This is a genomic window from Stenotrophomonas sp. GD03794 (genome assembly GCF_029842145.1).
In the GTDB taxonomy this organism is placed as follows: Bacteria; Pseudomonadota; Gammaproteobacteria; order Xanthomonadales; family Xanthomonadaceae; genus Stenotrophomonas; species Stenotrophomonas riyadhensis.
In genome coordinates, this window is sequence record NZ_JAOCFV010000020.1 from 45,236 (window position 1) to 61,795 (window position 16,560).

At 69.4% G+C, this 16,560-nt stretch carries 11 protein-coding genes; 3 read left to right on the plus strand and 8 right to left on the minus strand.

Going from position 1 to position 16,560, the window contains the following annotated elements:
* Nucleotides 1-37 precede the first annotated feature (37 nt).
* Both N5D91_RS12670 and N5D91_RS12675 read right to left on the minus strand, forming a co-directional pair.
* Nucleotides 38-787: an MlaE family lipid ABC transporter permease subunit gene (locus N5D91_RS12670; RefSeq protein WP_005414955.1), complete on the minus strand. Its 750-nt coding sequence runs from the start codon at nt 785-787 to the stop codon at nt 38-40.
* Nucleotides 787-1,575 (minus strand): ATP-binding cassette domain-containing protein, encoded by a 789-nt coding sequence (locus N5D91_RS12675; RefSeq protein WP_180854311.1) that lies wholly within the window; start codon nt 1,573-1,575, stop codon nt 787-789. The genes N5D91_RS12670 and N5D91_RS12675 overlap by 1 nt, the downstream gene beginning before the upstream one ends.
* 189 nt (nt 1,576-1,764) lie before the next feature.
* On the opposite strand from N5D91_RS12675, the gene recC reads away from it, so the two are divergent.
* The 3 genes from recC to recD are packed head-to-tail and all read left to right on the plus strand — an operon-like array spanning nt 1,765 to nt 10,666.
* Nucleotides 1,765-5,112, plus strand: coding sequence for an exodeoxyribonuclease V subunit gamma (recC, locus tag N5D91_RS12680; RefSeq protein WP_180854312.1), 3,348 nt, complete (start codon nt 1,765-1,767; stop codon nt 5,110-5,112).
* Nucleotides 5,109-8,789, plus strand: coding sequence for an exodeoxyribonuclease V subunit beta (recB, locus tag N5D91_RS12685; protein ID WP_180854313.1), 3,681 nt, complete (start codon nt 5,109-5,111; stop codon nt 8,787-8,789). The genes recC and recB overlap by 4 nt, the downstream gene beginning before the upstream one ends.
* Nucleotides 8,786-10,666: an exodeoxyribonuclease V subunit alpha gene (gene recD, locus N5D91_RS12690; protein ID WP_279907706.1), complete on the plus strand. Its 1,881-nt coding sequence runs from the start codon at nt 8,786-8,788 to the stop codon at nt 10,664-10,666. Before recB ends, recD begins: the two co-directional genes overlap by 4 nt.
* A 109-nt stretch (nt 10,667-10,775) precedes the next feature.
* Here recD and N5D91_RS12695 read toward each other — a convergent pair whose 3' ends face one another.
* The 6 genes from N5D91_RS12695 to N5D91_RS12720 form a co-directional block, all read right to left on the minus strand.
* Complete coding sequence (locus tag N5D91_RS12695) at nt 10,776-11,171, minus strand: hypothetical protein (RefSeq protein ID WP_049446855.1); 396 nt, start codon at nt 11,169-11,171, stop codon at nt 10,776-10,778.
* A gap of 93 nt (nt 11,172-11,264) precedes the next feature.
* Entirely contained in the window at nt 11,265-13,304 is a 2,040-nt protein-coding gene (locus N5D91_RS12700; RefSeq protein WP_164161481.1) for an FUSC family protein, read from the minus strand.
* Between the two features lie 3 nt (nt 13,305-13,307).
* On the minus strand, nt 13,308-14,768 hold the full coding sequence (locus tag N5D91_RS12705; protein ID WP_049400357.1) for an efflux transporter outer membrane subunit: 1,461 nt from the start codon (nt 14,766-14,768) through the stop codon (nt 13,308-13,310).
* On the minus strand, nt 14,765-15,682 hold the full coding sequence (locus tag N5D91_RS12710) for an HlyD family secretion protein (RefSeq protein ID WP_049400358.1): 918 nt from the start codon (nt 15,680-15,682) through the stop codon (nt 14,765-14,767). The genes N5D91_RS12705 and N5D91_RS12710 overlap by 4 nt, the downstream gene beginning before the upstream one ends.
* Complete coding sequence (locus N5D91_RS12715) at nt 15,679-15,888, minus strand: DUF1656 domain-containing protein (RefSeq protein ID WP_010487502.1); 210 nt, start codon at nt 15,886-15,888, stop codon at nt 15,679-15,681. Before N5D91_RS12715 ends, N5D91_RS12710 begins: the two co-directional genes overlap by 4 nt.
* 108 nt (nt 15,889-15,996) lie before the next feature.
* On the minus strand, nt 15,997-16,452 hold the full coding sequence (locus N5D91_RS12720) for a MarR family transcriptional regulator (protein WP_012481667.1): 456 nt from the start codon (nt 16,450-16,452) through the stop codon (nt 15,997-15,999).
* Nucleotides 16,453-16,560: the final 108 nt, after the last annotated feature.

Below are 16,560 nucleotides of genomic sequence, written 5' to 3' on the forward strand. Positions count from 1 at the left end.
TGTGGCCGCGCGCGCCTGCGCACCGCCGGTGGAGGGGTTAGGTGAACAACATTGCCGACAGCACGAAGTTGAACATCAGCACCAGCAGCGAAGCATTGACCACCGCACGGGTGGTCGCCACCGAAGTGCCTTCAATGGTGGGCTCGGCGTGGAAACCCACATAGGCGGCAACCAGCGCGGCAGTGCCGCCGAAGATCGCCGACTTCAGCATTGCCACGCCGAAGTCGTCCCAGAAGTCCACGCTGTTGCGCAGCGCCGACCAGAACACGCCGTTGTCCAGGCCCAGCACGTGCACCGCTTCGAAGTAGCTGGCACTGATCGCCAGCGAACAGAAGATGCCGGTCAGCAGCGGCACGGTCAGCACCGCCGCCCAGAAGCGCGGCGCCACCGCCTTGGCCACCGGGTCGATCGCCATCAGCTCAAGCGCCTTGATCTGGTCGGTGGCACGCATCAGGCCCAGTTCGGCGGCGATTGAACTGCCGGCGCGGCCGATGAACAGCAGCGCGGTCAGCACCGGCGCCAGCTCGCGGTACAGCGACAGCCCGAGCAGGGTCGACAGCGCGTCGGCCGCACCGAAGGTGGTCAGCGTGCGGTAGCCCTGCAGGGTCAGCACCAGGCCGACGAAGGCACCGCCGACGGCGATGATCGGCAACGAGCGCGCACCGATCTTGTAGATCTCGCGGGTCAGCTCGGCCAGGAAATCACGGGTTGGCAGCGAACCGCGCAGCACGGTCAGCGAGAACAGGCCGGCGCGACCCAGCGAGCGGGTGGCTTGGACGAACGGCATCAGGCGACCCTCGCGCGCGGCGCGGCATCGAACGGGATGGGGCCATCGGGCTGGCCGTGCAGGAACTGCCGCAGCAGCGGGTCCTGGCTGGACTGCAGCGCCTCGGGCGTGCCCTGGAACACGATGCCGCCATTGGCGATCGCGATCACCTGGTCGCAGATCGGCAGGGTCTCGTGCACGTGGTGGCTGACGATGATGCTGGTCAGGCCCAGGCTGTGGTTGAGGCGCTGGATCAGGCTCATGATCACGCCGGAGGCGATCGGGTCCAGCCCGGTCAGCGGCTCGTCGTAGATCATCAGCGGCGGGTCCAGTGCCAGTGCGCGGGCCAGCGCCACGCGGCGCGCCATGCCACCGGACAGCTCGCGCGGCCAGGCGTCGGCGGCGGCCAGCAGGCCCACCGAATGCAGCTTCATCTGCACCAGCCGGCGCAGCACGGCGGCCGGCAGGCGGGTGTGCGTGCGCAGCGGCAGCGCGACGTTCTCCGCCACGGTCAGGTCGGTCAGCAGCCCATTGCCCTGCAGCAGCACGCCCACGCTCTTGCGCATTTCAAGCAGCGCGGTGCTGTCATGCGGGATCGGCTTGCCGAACAGGGTGACCTCGCCAGCGACCGGGCGCAGTTCGCCGGTCAGCGCCGCCAGCAGGGTCGACTTGCCGCTGCCGGACGGACCGAGCACGGCGGTGATGCTGCCCTTGGGCACCTGCAGCGACACGTCGCGCAGGATCGTGCGCCCGCTCCGGTCGATGCGGACGTCGGATAACTGCACCAGACTGGAGGAGGAAGCCGACATGGGCACCATTAACGTTTTTTAGACATCGAAGGATCGGGCCAGCCGGCTGAACATAAGCAGACTGGACGGTGCAGTATTGTTGCACGACACGTCCTGGCGCAGGCCGGGACAATCGGCCGGCATCCCGGAACAATCCGTACCGCTGGCGGGCCAACCATTGAATACTGCCTGCCGTCCTGCACACTGTGCATGATGAGTGACCCAGGCAGCGATTTCCGCCTCTACCATTCCAATTCCCTGGACGTGCTGGCCGCGCTGCTGGCACGCAACGTGCGCGCGCCCGTACCTGGGCAGCCACTGCTGGCGCCGGAAGTGGTGCTGATCCCGCAGGTGGCGATGCGCCGCTGGCTGCAAGCGACACTGGCCGCGGAATTCGGCGTCGCCGCCAACCTCGAATTCCTGACCCCGGGCGAGTTCGTGGCCCGCGCACTGAAGGCCAACGTCAGCGGCGAGCAGGACGACCTGGACGCGGCCGGCCTGCACTGGAAGCTGTACCAGGCCCTGCGCGACCCGGCGTTGCTGGCGCAGCCACCGATGCGCGCGCTGCAGTCCTATCTTGCCGGCGATGACGCATTGAAGCCGTGGGCGCTGGCCGGCGAGCTGGCCTCGGTGTTCGAGAAGTACCAGGCCTGGCGCCGCGATTGGCTGCTGCGCTGGGCGGCCGGTGCCGATCCGGCCGATCCGCAGGCGATCCTGTGGCGCACCATCACCCACGGCCACGACTATCGCGCGCGCCGCATCCAGGAATACCTGGACCGTTTCGAAGGGGCCGGCCAGCCGTTGCCACAGGGCTTGCCGCCGCGCATGTCTGCGTTCGCGACGCTCAACATCTCGCCCGACGTGCTGCGGGTGATGGCCACCCAGGCGCGGGTGGGCGAGCTGCACTTCTATATGCCCACCCCGGTGCAGTCGTACTGGGGTGACCTGCAGACACTGGCCGAGCGCCTGCGCAGCGGCGCGCCCGATCCCTTCGGCGAAGCAGCCGGCGAAAACCGCCTGCTGGAAGCCTGGGGCGCAGCCGGCCGCGACTTCATGGCGGTGCTGGGCAGCTACGAGGTGGTGCACCCTGCTGGCGAGATCGCCGCCTATTCCGATCCGGAGGAGGACACCCGCCCGACCCTGGATGAAGGCGGCCTGTCCGACAGCCTGCTGCATTGCCTGCAGCGTGACCTGTTCCACCGCCGCGCACTGCCCTCCGGCGAGCTGCGTGACGGGCTGCGCAGCGACGATCCCAGCCTGCAGGTACACGCCTGCCATACCCGCCTGCGCGAACTGCAGGTGCTGCACGACCAGCTGCGCAGCCTGCTGCAGGACCCGCGCTTCGACCCGCCGCTGCAGGCGCGCGAGATCGCGGTGCTGGCGCCGGACATCGATCCCTACGTGCCATACCTGGAGGCGGTGTTCGGCGGCCGTGGGGGCGAGGAGGAGCACATCCCCTATGCGCTGGCCGACAGCAGCCCGCTGGCCGGTGAACCGCTGGCCGATGTGTTCGTGCACCTGCTGGGCCTGCCGGTCTCGCGCTTCGGCTTGAACGAAGTGCTGGACCTGCTGGCCAGTGCACCGCTGGCCGAAGCGGCCGGTCTGGAAGCGGTGGACTTCGATCGCCTGCATGGCTGGTTGCAGCAGGCGGGCGCACGCTGGGGCCTGGATGCGAAGCACCGCAACCAGCACCAGGCACCGGCCGACGACGCCTACACCTGGCAGTTCGCGCTGGATCGCCTGGTGCTCGGTCACGCGACCGGCAGCGAGGCCGACCTGGCCGGTGTCGCACCGTGGATCGAGCTGGAGGGCGGCGCATTGGAAGCGCTGGACCGGCTGCTGCGCCTGTTGCGCGTACTGGCGGTCTACCAGCGCCGCCTCGGTGAGCTGCTGACCCCGGCGCAGTGGCGGCAACGCCTGCTGTCGCTGCTGGACGCGCTGCTGCCGACTGCGCCCAGCTCGCCCAACAGCCAGCGCGCGCTGGAGCGCCTGCGCAAGCTGCTCAACCAGTTCGCCGATGATGCCGCCAAGGCCGGTTTCGCGGACGGGGTGCCGCCGGAGGTGGTGCGCGCGCACTTCGCCGGCGCGCTGGGCGAGGCGGATACGCGCGCACCGCTGCTGACCGGTGGCATCAGCTTCGGCCGCATGGTGCCGATGCGCCTGCTGCCGTTCCGGGTGATCTGCGTGCTCGGTCTCAATGATGGTGATTTCCCGCGCCGTGACCCGGCGGCCGGTCTCAACCAGCTCACCGCCGAGCTGGACACGCCGCGCCGCCGTCCGGGCGACCGCTCCACCCGCGAAGACGATCGTTTCCTGTTCCTGCAGCTGTTCGCCGCCGCGCAGGAGGTGTTCTACCTCAGCTACCTCGGTGCCGATCCGCGCGATGGCAGCGTGCGCGAGCCGTCGGTGCTGGTCAGTGAACTGATCGATGCCGCCGCCGCGTATCACCTCGATCCGCCTGCGGCGGTCCGCGACTTCACCGTGCGCCACGCACTGCAGCCGTTCTCGCCAGCCGCGTTCGGTGACGGCGATCCACGCCGCTTCAGCTATCGCCGCCAATGGCATCCGGCCGCCGGTCGCCTCACCGGCCAGCGTGGGGGCCTGCAGCCGTGGTTCGATGCCCCCTTGCCGCCGCCGCTCGACGATGCGGTGGAAGACGACGTCGCACTCGATACCCTGCGCCGCTTCCTGTGCGACCCGGCCGGGCAGTTCCTCGCACAGTCGCTGGGCCTGCGCCTGGCCGACGATGTCGAGGACGTCGATGACCTGGAACCGCTGGTGCTGTCCTCGCGCGGGCCGGAGAAGCGCAGCGTGCAGGCGGCGGTGGTGCGCGCCACGCTCAGCGGCGATACCGAGCCGTTGTACCCGCGGCTGCGCGCGCGCGGCCTGCTGCCGTCGGGCCCATTGGGCGAGCGCCAGTTCGAGGTGGAGCAGTTGAAGACCCGTCCGTATGCCAGTGCGTTGCTGGGCTGGATGCAGGGCGAACCGCTGGAAAGCCGTCGCTACGAAGTGGACATCGACGGCGTGCGCCTGCATGGCCGCGTGGCCGATCGGCATCCCGAGGGCCTGGTGCGCCTGCGCGCCGGTACCCTCAATGGCAATGCGGTGATCCGCCAGGGCCTGGACTGGCTGCTGGCCAACGCCGCCGGCGATGCGCTGCCGCTGGTGCAGTTCCACGATGGCGGTGACGCCGGTCCCGGCCCGCATGTGCTGCCGGCACTGAGCGCTCCCGCTGCACGCGCCGCACTGCGTGCATTGCTGCAGCTGCGCCAGCGTGGCCTGCGCGAGCCGCTGCGCTTTGCCCCGTACACCGGCTGGGTGCTGTACAACGCGCCGGCAGAAAAACAACGCAGCGAAGGCTGGAAGCAGTGGCATGGCAGCGACCGCCGCTGGGGCGAATCCAGCAGCGACGCCTGGCAGCTGCTGTTGCGCGGTGCCGACCCGTTTGCCACCGACGCCAGCTATGCCGACCTGCTGCGCAACAGCCAGCTGGTCTTCAGTGCGGTGCGTGAAGGCCGCGCCCTTGGCGCCGACACCAGCCAGGAGGGCAGCGCATGACCCCCGCCATCGCAGATGAGGAAACCCAGCGCATGGCGGGCGATCCCTACCTGGCCCTGCCGCTGGATGGCATCCGCCTGATCGAGGCCAGCGCCGGTACCGGCAAGACCTTCACCCTGGCGACGCTGTTCACCCGCCTGGTGGTGGAGCAGGGCCTGCGCATCGGCCAGATCCTGGCGGTGACCTTCACCGACGCTGCCACCCAGGAACTGCGCAAGCGCATCCGTGAGCGCCTGGCGTTGGCCGCGCGCCTGGTCGATCTGGAACCGGCCGAGGGTGAAGCACCCGACGCGAGATTGACCCGCGACGTGCTGCAGCGTCATCTGCAGGGCGGCTCCGAGAGCGCCGCTGCACTGAAGCGCCGCCTGCAGGTGGCTGCCGACGAAATCGACCTGGCGTCCATCTTCACCATCCACGGCTTCTGCACCCGCGTGCTGCGCGAGCATGCGCTGGAAAGCGGCCACACCTTTGATCCGCCGGAACTGCTGGCCAGCGATCGTGAACTGCTGGAGGAGCTGGCCGCTGATCTGTGGCGGGTGCATGCCAATGACCCGGCCACATTGGAGCCGCTGACCTGGTTGTGGTCCAACCCGGACGCGCTGGCCGCCGATCTGCGCGCGCTGCTGGGCACGCCGCCACTGCACCCGTTGCCACAGCCGGTGACGTTGGCTGATCCACACGCGGCGCTGCAGAGCGCGGCCGAGGCACTGTCCGCAAGCGTGCGCGAACATGGCGAGCAGTTCTTCATCGACCTCTGCGATGCCGTCGACAACAAGTGGATCAATGGCGTGTCCTACAAGCTGGGCTGGCTGCACCCTCTGGGCCGCCAGCTGCTGGCCTGGGCCGAGCACGCCGACCCGCGCGAGCTGCTGGCCGGCGAGCGCCTGCCGGCGCTGCTGCCGGAGGTGCTGGCCGACAAGACCAACAAGAAGTTCCCCGACCGCACGCCGTCGTCGCCATTGCAGGCGCCGTTGGCGCGCTATGTCGCGCTGCTGGCCGAACGCGATGCCTGGTTGCGTGGTACCGCGCTGAATTTCCTGCACACGCTTCGCGCCGAAGCCACGCAGCGCCTGCAGGCGCTGAAGCGCGCGCGCCGGGTACAGACATACGACGATCTGATCGATGGCGTAGCGCTCGCCCTGGAAGGCCCGCAGCGGCTGATGCTGGTCAAGCAACTGCGTGCGCAGTACCGCATCGCGCTGGTCGATGAGTTCCAGGACACCGACGATCGCCAGTGGGGCATCTTCCACACCGTGTTCGGCGATTCGCCGGAGGTGCGCGAACTCGGCCTGGCGCCGGCGCTGTTCCTGATCGGCGACCCCAAGCAGGCGATCTACGGTTTCCGCGGCGGTGATATCCACACCTACCTGAAGGCCAAGCAGGTGGCGCAGCAGGCGCCGGTGCTGGACCAGAACTTCCGCTCGCGACCGGCTGTATTGCGCGCGTTGCAGGCGCTGTACGACAACGGTGGCGAAGACGCCTTCCTCGAGCGCGACATCCAGTTCGAGCCGGTGCGGCCCGGTGGCGTGCGCATCGACGAGGACTACCAGCGCGACGGCCATGCCGCCACGGCACTTACCCTGCGCGTGCTGCGCAGTGGCGGTGACAAGGCGATGAGCGCCGACGCCTCGCGTGAGGCCGCGACCCAGGCCTGCGTGGCTGCGATTCACCAGATCCTGGTCGAGGCGCGTGCGGGCAATGCCGTGTTGCGTGGGCGCCCGGTGCAGCCCGGTGACATCGCGGTGCTGGTGCGCTCGCATCGCGAGGCGACGCTGGTGCAGCGCGCGCTGGCCGCGGTCGGCATTCCCGCCGTGGCGGCCGGCAAGCAGAGCCTGTTCGCCACCAGCGAAGCGCGTGATCTGCGCGCGCTGCTGCTGGCGCTGCTGCAACCGGCCGACGAAGGCCGCTTGCGTGCGGTGCTGGCCACCGTGCTGCTTGGCCAGCGGGCAAGTGCGATCGCCGCGATGGAGCGCGAGGGCGACCTGCAACGCGAGTTCCAGGCGCAGCTGCTGCACTGGCGCGAGCGTTGGCAGCGCGGTGGACCGTTCGCGGTGATCGCCGATGTCTGTGCTGCGCAGGGCGAACGTCTGCTGGCGCTGATCGATGGCGAGCGCCGCCTGACCAATTACCTGCAGCTGGGTGAACTCCTGCAGGAAGCCTCGGCGCAGGCGCTGGGCATGCATGGCCTGCTGGACTGGCTGCAGGGGCAGATGGCCAGCGCCGACCAGGATGACGAGCAGCAGCTGCTGCGCCTGGAATCGGATGCGCGCCGCGTGCAGATCATCACCCTGCACAAGAGCAAGGGCCTGGAGTACCCGCTGGTGTTCCTGCCCTTCGTCGGCATCGACGGCGGCGCACCGAACACCGCCTCGCACTGCACCGTGCACGTCGGCGGCCAGCGCCAGCTGCACTGGAAGCTGGACAAGGATGAGGCCTGGGAAGCGGCCAGCAGCCAACGTGAGCGCGAGCAGCGCGCCGAGGATGCGCGCCTGCTGTATGTCGGCCTGACCCGTGCCGAACACGCGTTGTGGATCGCCGTGGGTGATCTGGCCGGGCTCGGCAGGACACGGCTGGCGCCGTTGCTGGGCGACCTGCAGGCGCTGCGCGCGCATGCCGACGTGCACATCGATGACAGCGAGACAGCGGCCGCGCTGCCGCAGCTGGCGGCCGAAGTGGAAGGTGACCTTCCGGCGGTGCGTGCCCTGACCCGGCGCGTCCCGCACGACTGGTGGGTGTACAGCTTCACCCAGCTGGCGCATGCCGATGCGGGCGCTGACAGTGATATCGAAGCCGCCGCTACCGAGCTGCCGGCGCCCGCCGCCGATGAACCCGCGGGCCCGGAACTGCCGCTGGAACCGGCACTGCCGGAACCCGCTGCGGCGGCCGAAGACAGCACACCTGTCGACCCGCGCTTCATGGGCAGTCGCTTCGGCAACGTGCTGCACGAAGCGATGGAGAACGTCGACTTCGCCGCATGGGGTGACTGGCAGCCAGGCCTGCAAGCCCCTGAGGGCCAGGCCGAGGTGCTGCGCAAGGCACTGCACGACGAAGGCTATGCCGACGTCGATCTGGACGATGGCGTGGCCGTACTGGTGCCGCTGGTCGGCCACACGCTTACCGTGCCGCTACCCGAAGGCGGCGCGCTGCACAGCCTGGGTGAAGGCGAGCGTCGCGCGGAAATCGACTTCCATTTCGCCATCGAGCCGACCACGGTGCCGGCGCTGCTGCAGGTGCTGCATGCGCACGGTGTTTCCAGCACGCGACGCGGCTTCGGCCAGCGCCGCCGGTTGGAAGGGCTGATGACCGGCATGATCGACCTGACCTACGTGCGCGACGGGCGCTGGTACGTGCTCGACTACAAGTCCAACCGCCTGCCCGGTTACAGCCCGGACCTGCTGGCCATTGCCATGCGCCACAGCGAGTACGACCTGCAGGCACTGATCTACACCGTGGCCCTGCATCGCTGGCTGCGTTTCCGCCTGGGTGCGGCCTACGACTACGAGCGCGACATGGGCGGCATCCGCTACCTGTTCTGCCGCGGCCTGGATGCCGCCGGCAACGGTGTGCATGTGGACCGCTTTCCGTTGGCGCTGGTGGATGCCCTGGATGCGTTGTTCGCCGGTGGCGAACAGGCCCAGGCCGAACTGGCCGCGCGTGCCCGTGGAGCCAGTGCATGAGCCTGCTGAAGGAACTGCACCAGAAGGGCCTGCTGCGCACCCTCGACCATGCACTGGCGACCAGCCTGCAGCGGCTGCGCGACGACACGCCCGAGAGCGTGGCGTTGGCGGCCGCGCTTGCGTCGCTGGCGGTATCGCAAGGCCATGCTGCGTTCGATCCGGCGCAACCGCAGCGGTTGCTGGAAGGCGTATCCGAGTGGCCTGCCGCACAGGACTGGCTGGCACAGTTGCGCGCATCGCCGTGGGTCGCGACACCCGAGCAGGCCGATGCCATCGCCGAGGATGCGCCGCTGGTGCTGGAAAACGGCCTGCTCTACCTGCGCCGCTACCGCGAGTACGAGCGTCAGCTGGCGGCCGGCCTGCAGCGTATCGGCCGGCATCCGCTGCCGGCGCCGGATATGGCGGCGCTGGCACCGTTGTTCGCGCAGCTGTTCCCGCAGGCATCGGGCAGCGAGGATCACCAGGCACGCGCTGCCGGCGTGACCCTGCGCCATCCGCTGGCACTGGTCACCGGCGGCCCCGGCACCGGCAAGACCACCACCATCGCGCGCCTGTTGCTGCTGCTGGCCGCGCAGGCCGGGCACGCCGGCCAGCCGCTGCCTGAGGTGGCATTGGCCGCGCCCACCGGGCGCGCCGCCGAGCGCATGGCCGAGAGCCTGCGTGTGGCTGTGCAACGCCTGCAGGAACAAGGACTGGACCCGGCGCTGTGCGCGGCGCTGCCCAGTACCGGCACCACCCTGCATCGCCTGCTCGGGGTGATTCCTGATTCACCGCGCTTCCGTCACCACGCCGACAATCCGCTGCCGGTGGACGTGGTCGTAGTCGACGAAGCCTCGATGATCGATCTGCCGATGATGGCCAAGCTGGTCGATGCGATCGCCAGCGGCACCCGGTTGATCCTGCTCGGCGATCCCGACCAGCTGCCGTCGGTCGAGGCCGGTGATGTGCTCAGCGCGATCCTGCGTGCCAGCGGCGACGGCATCGGCACCCGTGCCGACGACGCGCAGGCGCTGCACGGCCTGCTGGCGCCGGCCACCTTGCAGCCACAGGCCGCACCACGCGCCTTCGCCGGCCGTCGCGTACAGCTGCAGCGCGGCTACCGGCAGAGCAATGCGCTGGACCTGGCACCGCTGGCCCATGCCGTGCGCGAGGGCGACGGCAGCACCGCGCTGCAGCTGCTGCGCAGTGGTGAACTGGCCGGCGTGCATTTCCACGAAGGCGAAGCCGATCCGCTGCGTGGCCAGCGCGAGCACCTGCTGGGCCATTGGCGTGCACTGGCCGACGCCGCCGATCCGGTACTCGCCCTGCAGCAGGCCGGACGCCTGCGCGTGCTGACCGCACTGCGCGAAGGCCCGCAGGGCGCACGCGGGCTCAACAGCCGCATTGAACAGCTGCTGGCCGGCAATGCGCCGGGCTATTTCCAGGGCCGGCTGCTGCTGGTCACCGAGAACAGCTACCGTCATCGCCTGTTCAACGGCGATATCGGCATCTGCCTGCGCGATGGCAGCGGCGCGATGGTGGCCTGGTTCCCCGGAGACAGCGTCGACCAGCCACGCGCCTTCCACCCGGCGGCACTGCCCGCGCACGAAAGCGCCTTCGCGATGACCGTGCACAAGGCACAGGGCTCGGAGTTCGATGAAGTGTGGTTGCAGCTGCCGCGCCAGGACAGCCGCGTGCTGTCGCGCGAACTGGTCTACACCGGCCTGACCCGCGCCCGCCAGGTGCTGCATGTGGCGGGCAGCGCCGACGTGCTGCAGGCCGCATTGAAGCGCCATGCCAGCCGCTTGGGTGGTCTGGCCTGGCGGCTGGGTGCGGAGGCAGTGGCCGAAGCACCGGCGCGCATTGAACAGCCCACGGTGCAGGGCACGTTGTTCTGAAACGGGGTCGGATCCCGTTCCCAACGGGAGCGGGCTCTGACCCTCGTCGCCGAGGCACGCATGCTCCGGGTCAGAGCCCTCCCTCCGGGAGGGATACGACCCTACGTCATTACGCGATCAGTACCAGCCCATCGGGGAACACGATGGCCGCTTCATCAGCACTCACATCGAAGAAGCCCACGCCGTGCTTCTCGGCCAGGTCCTGCACCCGCCCGTGCGCGCGCTCGGCCACCGAATAGGCGAATGCACCGTAGATCACCTGACTACCGATGCTGTACTCGGTCACCTCGGCACGATCATCGTCGTCATTGCTCAACGGCCCGTTCATCGGCGGGAACTCCTGCGCCATCTCCGCGAACCACGCCTGCAGCGCCGGGCTGCTGACTGCCGGGTCGTCGTACTCGTGGCGCTCGTTCCACTGTGTCTGCTTCTCGAACCAGGCGATGAAGGCCGCCGCCTCGCGCGGGGCGGCGCTGGCCTCGAACACCATCATGTCGTAACTCATTGGAGCTTCCTGTGCTGAGCGGGGGTCAGAGCCTTCGCCGGGGGCGAAGGATCCGACCCCTGCGCGGAGTCTGTGGACGCACAGGGTAGCGCGCTACGGCTGCGTCGCTGTGCGCATCGCCAGCCCCGGCGCCAATGCCTTCGCCTCCGGGAACAGCGCGAAGCGCAGGCCGATCAGGCCCATCAGGGCTTCATCGCGGGCCTTGCAGGCGGCCACGCTGCCGACCCGGCCCAGCGAGGTATCCAGCCGCTCGCGCAGCGCTTCGGCCGCCACAATCGGTTTGCGCGCAGCGATCTGCCGACGGTAGTGCACGGCGATCTCTTCCAGGATGTGCTCGACTGCTTCGCGGCTGCGTTCGGGCAGTTCCAGCCGTGCGCGACGCAGCTGCAGGATGTTCAGGCCGATGCGCGCCTCGTTGAGCATGTCCACCGAGGCGATGTCGCTGCCCTCGGGCGTCGCTGCCAGGCGCGGTGCGAGCAGGCCCAGCAGGTCGAGCATGCGTGCGGCGAAGCGCTGCCGGTCCTGTTGGCCACGGCCTTCGGCGGCTTCGGCCAGCGTGGTCCAGCCCTGCCGCACCAGGCGGCGTGCGGTCCACTCGGCACCCACCGAACGGAACAGGCGGGTCATCACCACCGCAAAGCCAATGCCGATGAACATCGCGATCGACGAGTTGAGGAAGGTCTGGATGTTGGCGCTGTAGGTGTTCTGCAAGCTCAGCAGCGCGGCCAGGTTCACCGTCAGCGGCAGCGCGAACAGCGCGCTCTTCGGATGGTGCAGCATCAAGCCCAGCGGCAGGAACACCACTGCCAGCACCAGCCCCAGCAGGCCGAAGTCGTGCACCGCCGGGAACACACCGAACAGATACACACCGGCCACCACCGAGGCGACCATCGCCCACACCAGGAACGACACCATGCTCGGTGCCGGGTCGTCCTGCGCGGCGAAGAACGCGGCGGTCACCGCGGCCATCATCGCGCCGTTGCCACCACCTTCCCAACCCAGCGCGATCCACAGCACGCAGTAGCTCATCAGCGCCACGCCGGCACTGAGCGCGGAGAACAGCGCCATGCCGTAGTCGACGTGCTTGTCGGCGGCCACGCGTTCGGTGCGGATGCGGTAGTGCGCGCGGTCCAGCGGCGCGGTGCCGTGGTCGATCGCGTGCTGCAGCGTGCGGCAGTCCTGCCACAGGTCCACCAGTTCCTCCAGGCGCAGCAGCAGGCTGGCCAGCTGCAGGTGCTGCAGGTCGCGGTCCACCTGCGGCTTCAGTGCGCTGATGCGCGCGCGCAGGCGGGCGTACTCGCTGGCGTTGGTCGGCCCGTCCAGCCAGTCGTGGATGTCATCGACCAGTGCCGGCAGCCCTTCCGGCAGGGCCTGGCCATCGCTGCGCAACGCGCTCAGGCGGTCGGCAATCGACGACAGCACCGGCAACAGCAGCAGCATGCGCTCGCGCAGGCGCTCCATCGACACCGCCGAACCGGCATGGCGTGGATCATCGCGGCGCAGGAACTCGATCAGCGCCTCGAACTGCACCAGGTCGGCGGCCAGCCGGTTGCGCGGCGCATGCGCGCGGCCACGTTCAAGGATCTGCCGGCACCACTGCGCGGCGTCCTCCATCCAGTTGCCGATGCGCGCGCGCAGCATCGGGCGTACCGAGGCCGGGAACAGCAGCGAGGCGAACAGCACCGCCACCACCGTGCCGAGGATGATCTCCTCGCTGCGTGCCACCACCGTGTCGAAGATGGTTTCCGGCGAGGTCACGGCCGGGAAGCCGATGAAGGCCGTGGTGTAGCCGGCCAGCAGGAATGCATAGCCACGCGGCCCGCGGTTGAGCAGGGCCATGAACAGGCAGCCGGCCAGCCAGATCGACATCGCCGCGCTCAGCACCAGCGGCGTTTCCACCAGCGCCGGCAGCACCAGCAGGGTGGCCAGGCCGGCCACCAGGGTGCCGACGATGCGGTACACGCCCTTGGCCCGGGTTGGGCCCAGCAGCGGCTGGCTGACGATGTACACCGTGCCCATCGCCCAGTACGGGCGCGACAGGTTGCCGGCCATGGCGATGTACAGCGCGGCCACCGCGGCCAGGTAGGTCTTGATCGAGAACAGCCAGGCCTGGCGGTCGGTCAGCGCGTTCATGGCTTACTTCGCTGCGGTCGAGGCGTTGGGCGCGGCGGCGCTGGCCTGCCAGCCGCCGCCCAGCACCAGGAACAGGTGGATCTGGTCGCGCGAGACCTGCGCCTCGGCGGCCGCCAGGGTGGCGTCGCTGGTCGCCAGGCTGCGGTCGGCATCCAGGCTGGACAGGTACGGCGTGCGGCCGCCCTGGTACAGCCGGCGGTTCTGCTCGGCGGCCAGTGCGGCCTGCTCCTGCGCGATGCGCAGCGACTGTAGCCGGCGCAGGTCCTGCGCATAGCGGTCCAACGCGGTCTGGGTCTCGCGCAGCGCCTGCAGCACGGTGTGGTCGAACTCGGCCAGGGCCGCATCGGCACCGGCTTCGGCGGCGTGGATGCGTGCGTGGGTGCCGGACGACGGCAACGTCCACGAGATCAGCGGGCCGATCGACCACTGCTGGGTCATCGGCGTGCCGAAGTCCTCCAGCAGGCCGGCGGCACCGAGCGAGGCACCCAGGCGGATGTCGGGGTACAGCTCGGCGGTGGCGACACCAATCCGTGCCGTGGCCGAGGCCAGCTTGCGTTCGGCCTGGCGCACGTCCGGGCGACGCTGCAGCAGCGCACGGCCATCACCGACCGGCAGCGGCTGCGCCAGGGCGGGGGCGTGCGCGCAGTCGATCACACCGGCCGGCAGCTGGCCCGGGGTCTGCCCGAGCAGGGCGGCCAGCGAATAGGCGGCCGCCGAACGCTGCGCCTGCAGCGGCGGCAATGCAGCTTCCAGCAGCGCCACCTGGGCATTGGCGCGGGCCAGCTCCGGTGGTGTGCCGCGGCCGGCCGCGATCAGGCGCTCGGTGACCGTGCGGCTGCGCTGCTGCAGCTGCAGCGAATGCTCGGCCACGTGCAGTTCGTGGTTGGCATGGCAGATTTCCAGGTAGCTGTCGGCCACCTGGGCGACCACGCTGACCTGGGCCAGATCGCGCGCTGCGGCGACCGACTGCTCGTCGGCACGCGCCGCTTCGGCGCCGCGCTTGAGCTTGCCGAACAGGTCGAACTGGTAGCTGACCGCGAACTTGCCATCGGCCAGGTTGATCACCGGCAGCTCGTGTTCCTGCAGGAACGATTCGGCCGACAGCTGCGCGCGGCTGACCCCGGCCTCGGCCTCATACTCGAAGCCGCCAGCGTCCAGTGCCTGCTCGTACACCGCCGCCGCACGACGCAGGTGCGCATCGGCGGCCTTCAGTTCCACGTTGTCCCGCAGCGCCTGGGTGATCAGCCCATCCAGCACCGGGTCGTTGTACAGCGACCACCAGCGGTCGGGCAGCGCCTGGTTGGCGGCGATCTGCGGGTTCTGCGTATCGATGAAGGCCGCATTGGCCTGCGGGCGCTTGAACGCCGAGCCTTCCGGCAATGCATAGTCCGGGCCGACGGTCCTGCACGCGGCCAGGCTGGCCAGCGCGACGATCAGGCCGAGACGGGGCAGGGCGGCGTTCACAGGCCCGCCTGTGTCGGCGCGGTGCCGGCCTTGTCGTTGTGCGGATGGCGGCCGGTGTCCACGGTCACCGTGGCGGTGCGGCCGGCGATCAGTTCCACACCCTTGGGCACCTCGTCGATGGCGATGCGCACCGGGATGCGCTGCGCCAGCCGCACCCAGTCGAAGGCCGGAGTCACGTTCGGCAGCAGGGTGCTGCCATTGCTGCGGTAGCGGTCCTCGATGCCGGCGGCGATGCTCTCGACATGGCCGCGCAGCGGGGTCGATTCACCCATCAGGCGGATGTCCACACGCTGCCCCGGCGCCACGCCACGCAGTCGGGTTTCCTCGAAGTAGCCATCGATGCGGAACGAGCCGGTATCCAGCAGCGCCAGCACCGGCTTGCCGGCCACCACGTAGTCGCCCACGCGCATGGTGCGGTCGTTGACGCGGCCATCGGCCGGTGCGCGCACCTCGGTGCGGCCCAGGTTGAGCTCGGCCAGGTCGACCGCGGCCTGCGCGGTGGCCAGCGCGGCCTGTGCGGCCTGCAGCTTGGCGCGGCGCACTTCGGCGTCCTCGGCGGCGACCAGGTCCTGCAGGCTGCGGTCACGGCCGATCTCGCGGCGCAGCTGTGCCACCGAGGCCTGGCGCTCGCCCAGGCTGGCCTTGGCCTGCTCCAGCGCGATGCGGTAACGGGCACGGTCGACCACGAACAGCAGGTCACCCTTCTTCACCGCCTGGTTGTCGGCCACCTGCACCGTTTCCACAAGCCCGGATACGTCCGGCGCCACCTGCACCACGTCGGCGCCGACATGGGCATCGCGGGTCCACGGCTCATCCATGTAATAGACCCACAGCTGGCGCAGCACCAGCAGGGCGACGATCACGGCTGCGCTGGTGAGCAGCACCGGCAGGGTCTTCTTCACGATCTTGTTCACGATTGCATCCAACGCAGGAGGTGGAACAGCAGGCCAAGCACGATCCCGTACAGGGCCAGGTTGAACAGCGCCGGGTGCCATACATGGCGATAGGCGCCGGCACGCTGCAGCAGCGCGTGCAGGCCGCTGTTGACCAGATAGGCCAACAACATCAACCCGAGCAGGGTCGGGACGAACACTCCGTGGAGACTGAATTCACCGGGCATCGGTAGGGGCGGGGGCGAGGTGGGGGAGGGGAGGAACAACGAAACAACAGCAACGGGCAAAAGCCGCTGGCGTGTGCACGGCAGCGGCGGTATTCGGGGGCAGCGGTCTTACGTGATGCGGTCGGCGGCCTCGGCCAGCAGGCGCCATGCCTTCAGCACGGCGTGCAGTTCATCCATGGAAAGCTCGCCGAACACGTCCTGGCGCAGGCCGATCAACTGGTCTTCCAGCTCGCTGACCAGCGCGTGTCCCGCGTCGGTCAGCCACAGCAGGTTGGCGCGGCGGTCGCTGGCGTCGCTCTCGCGGCGGACCAGGTCGCTGGCGCACAGCTTGTCCAGCAGGCGGACCAGGGAAGGCCCTTCCATGCCCAGCTGCTGGGCCAGCGCCACCTGGCGGATGCCACCGCCGGAGCGGCCGATCATCAGCAGGGGCATGGTGCAGGCGGTGGAGATGCCGTAGCTGCCGAGCCGGCTGTCGGCCAGGCGCTGCCACTGCCGCCCTGCGTACAGCAGGCCGGAGCTGAGCTGCATCTGCAGCACGGTGCGCTCGTCGAGGGGTCGGTCCATAAGATATAGATAGGATACTACTAATTTCATTCCTATCAATGGGTTTTTATGAATGGGCGGGTGTAGTGAGGAAAGCGTTGCGCCTGCCTGGTGTCGGGTGGGGCAGCG

What these genes read in the sequence shown, in the direction of transcription:
- N5D91_RS12670 (WP_005414955.1), bottom strand. Translation starts at nt 787, where the DNA reads ATGCCGTTCGTCCAAGCCACCCGCTCGCTGGGTCGCGCCGGCCTGTTC.
- N5D91_RS12675 (WP_180854311.1), bottom strand. Translation starts at nt 1,575, where the DNA reads ATGTCGGCTTCCTCCTCCAGTCTGGTGCAGTTATCCGACGTCCGCATC.
- recC (WP_180854312.1), top strand. Translation starts at nt 1,765, where the DNA reads ATGATGAGTGACCCAGGCAGCGATTTCCGCCTCTACCATTCCAATTCC.
- recB (WP_180854313.1), top strand. Translation starts at nt 5,109, where the DNA reads ATGACCCCCGCCATCGCAGATGAGGAAACCCAGCGCATGGCGGGCGAT.
- recD (WP_279907706.1), top strand. Translation starts at nt 8,786, where the DNA reads ATGAGCCTGCTGAAGGAACTGCACCAGAAGGGCCTGCTGCGCACCCTC.
- N5D91_RS12695 (WP_049446855.1), bottom strand. Translation starts at nt 11,171, where the DNA reads ATGAGTTACGACATGATGGTGTTCGAGGCCAGCGCCGCCCCGCGCGAG.
- N5D91_RS12700 (WP_164161481.1), bottom strand. Translation starts at nt 13,304, where the DNA reads ATGAACGCGCTGACCGACCGCCAGGCCTGGCTGTTCTCGATCAAGACC.
- N5D91_RS12715 (WP_010487502.1), bottom strand. Translation starts at nt 15,888, where the DNA reads ATGCCCGGTGAATTCAGTCTCCACGGAGTGTTCGTCCCGACCCTGCTC.
- N5D91_RS12720 (WP_012481667.1), bottom strand. Translation starts at nt 16,452, where the DNA reads ATGGACCGACCCCTCGACGAGCGCACCGTGCTGCAGATGCAGCTCAGC.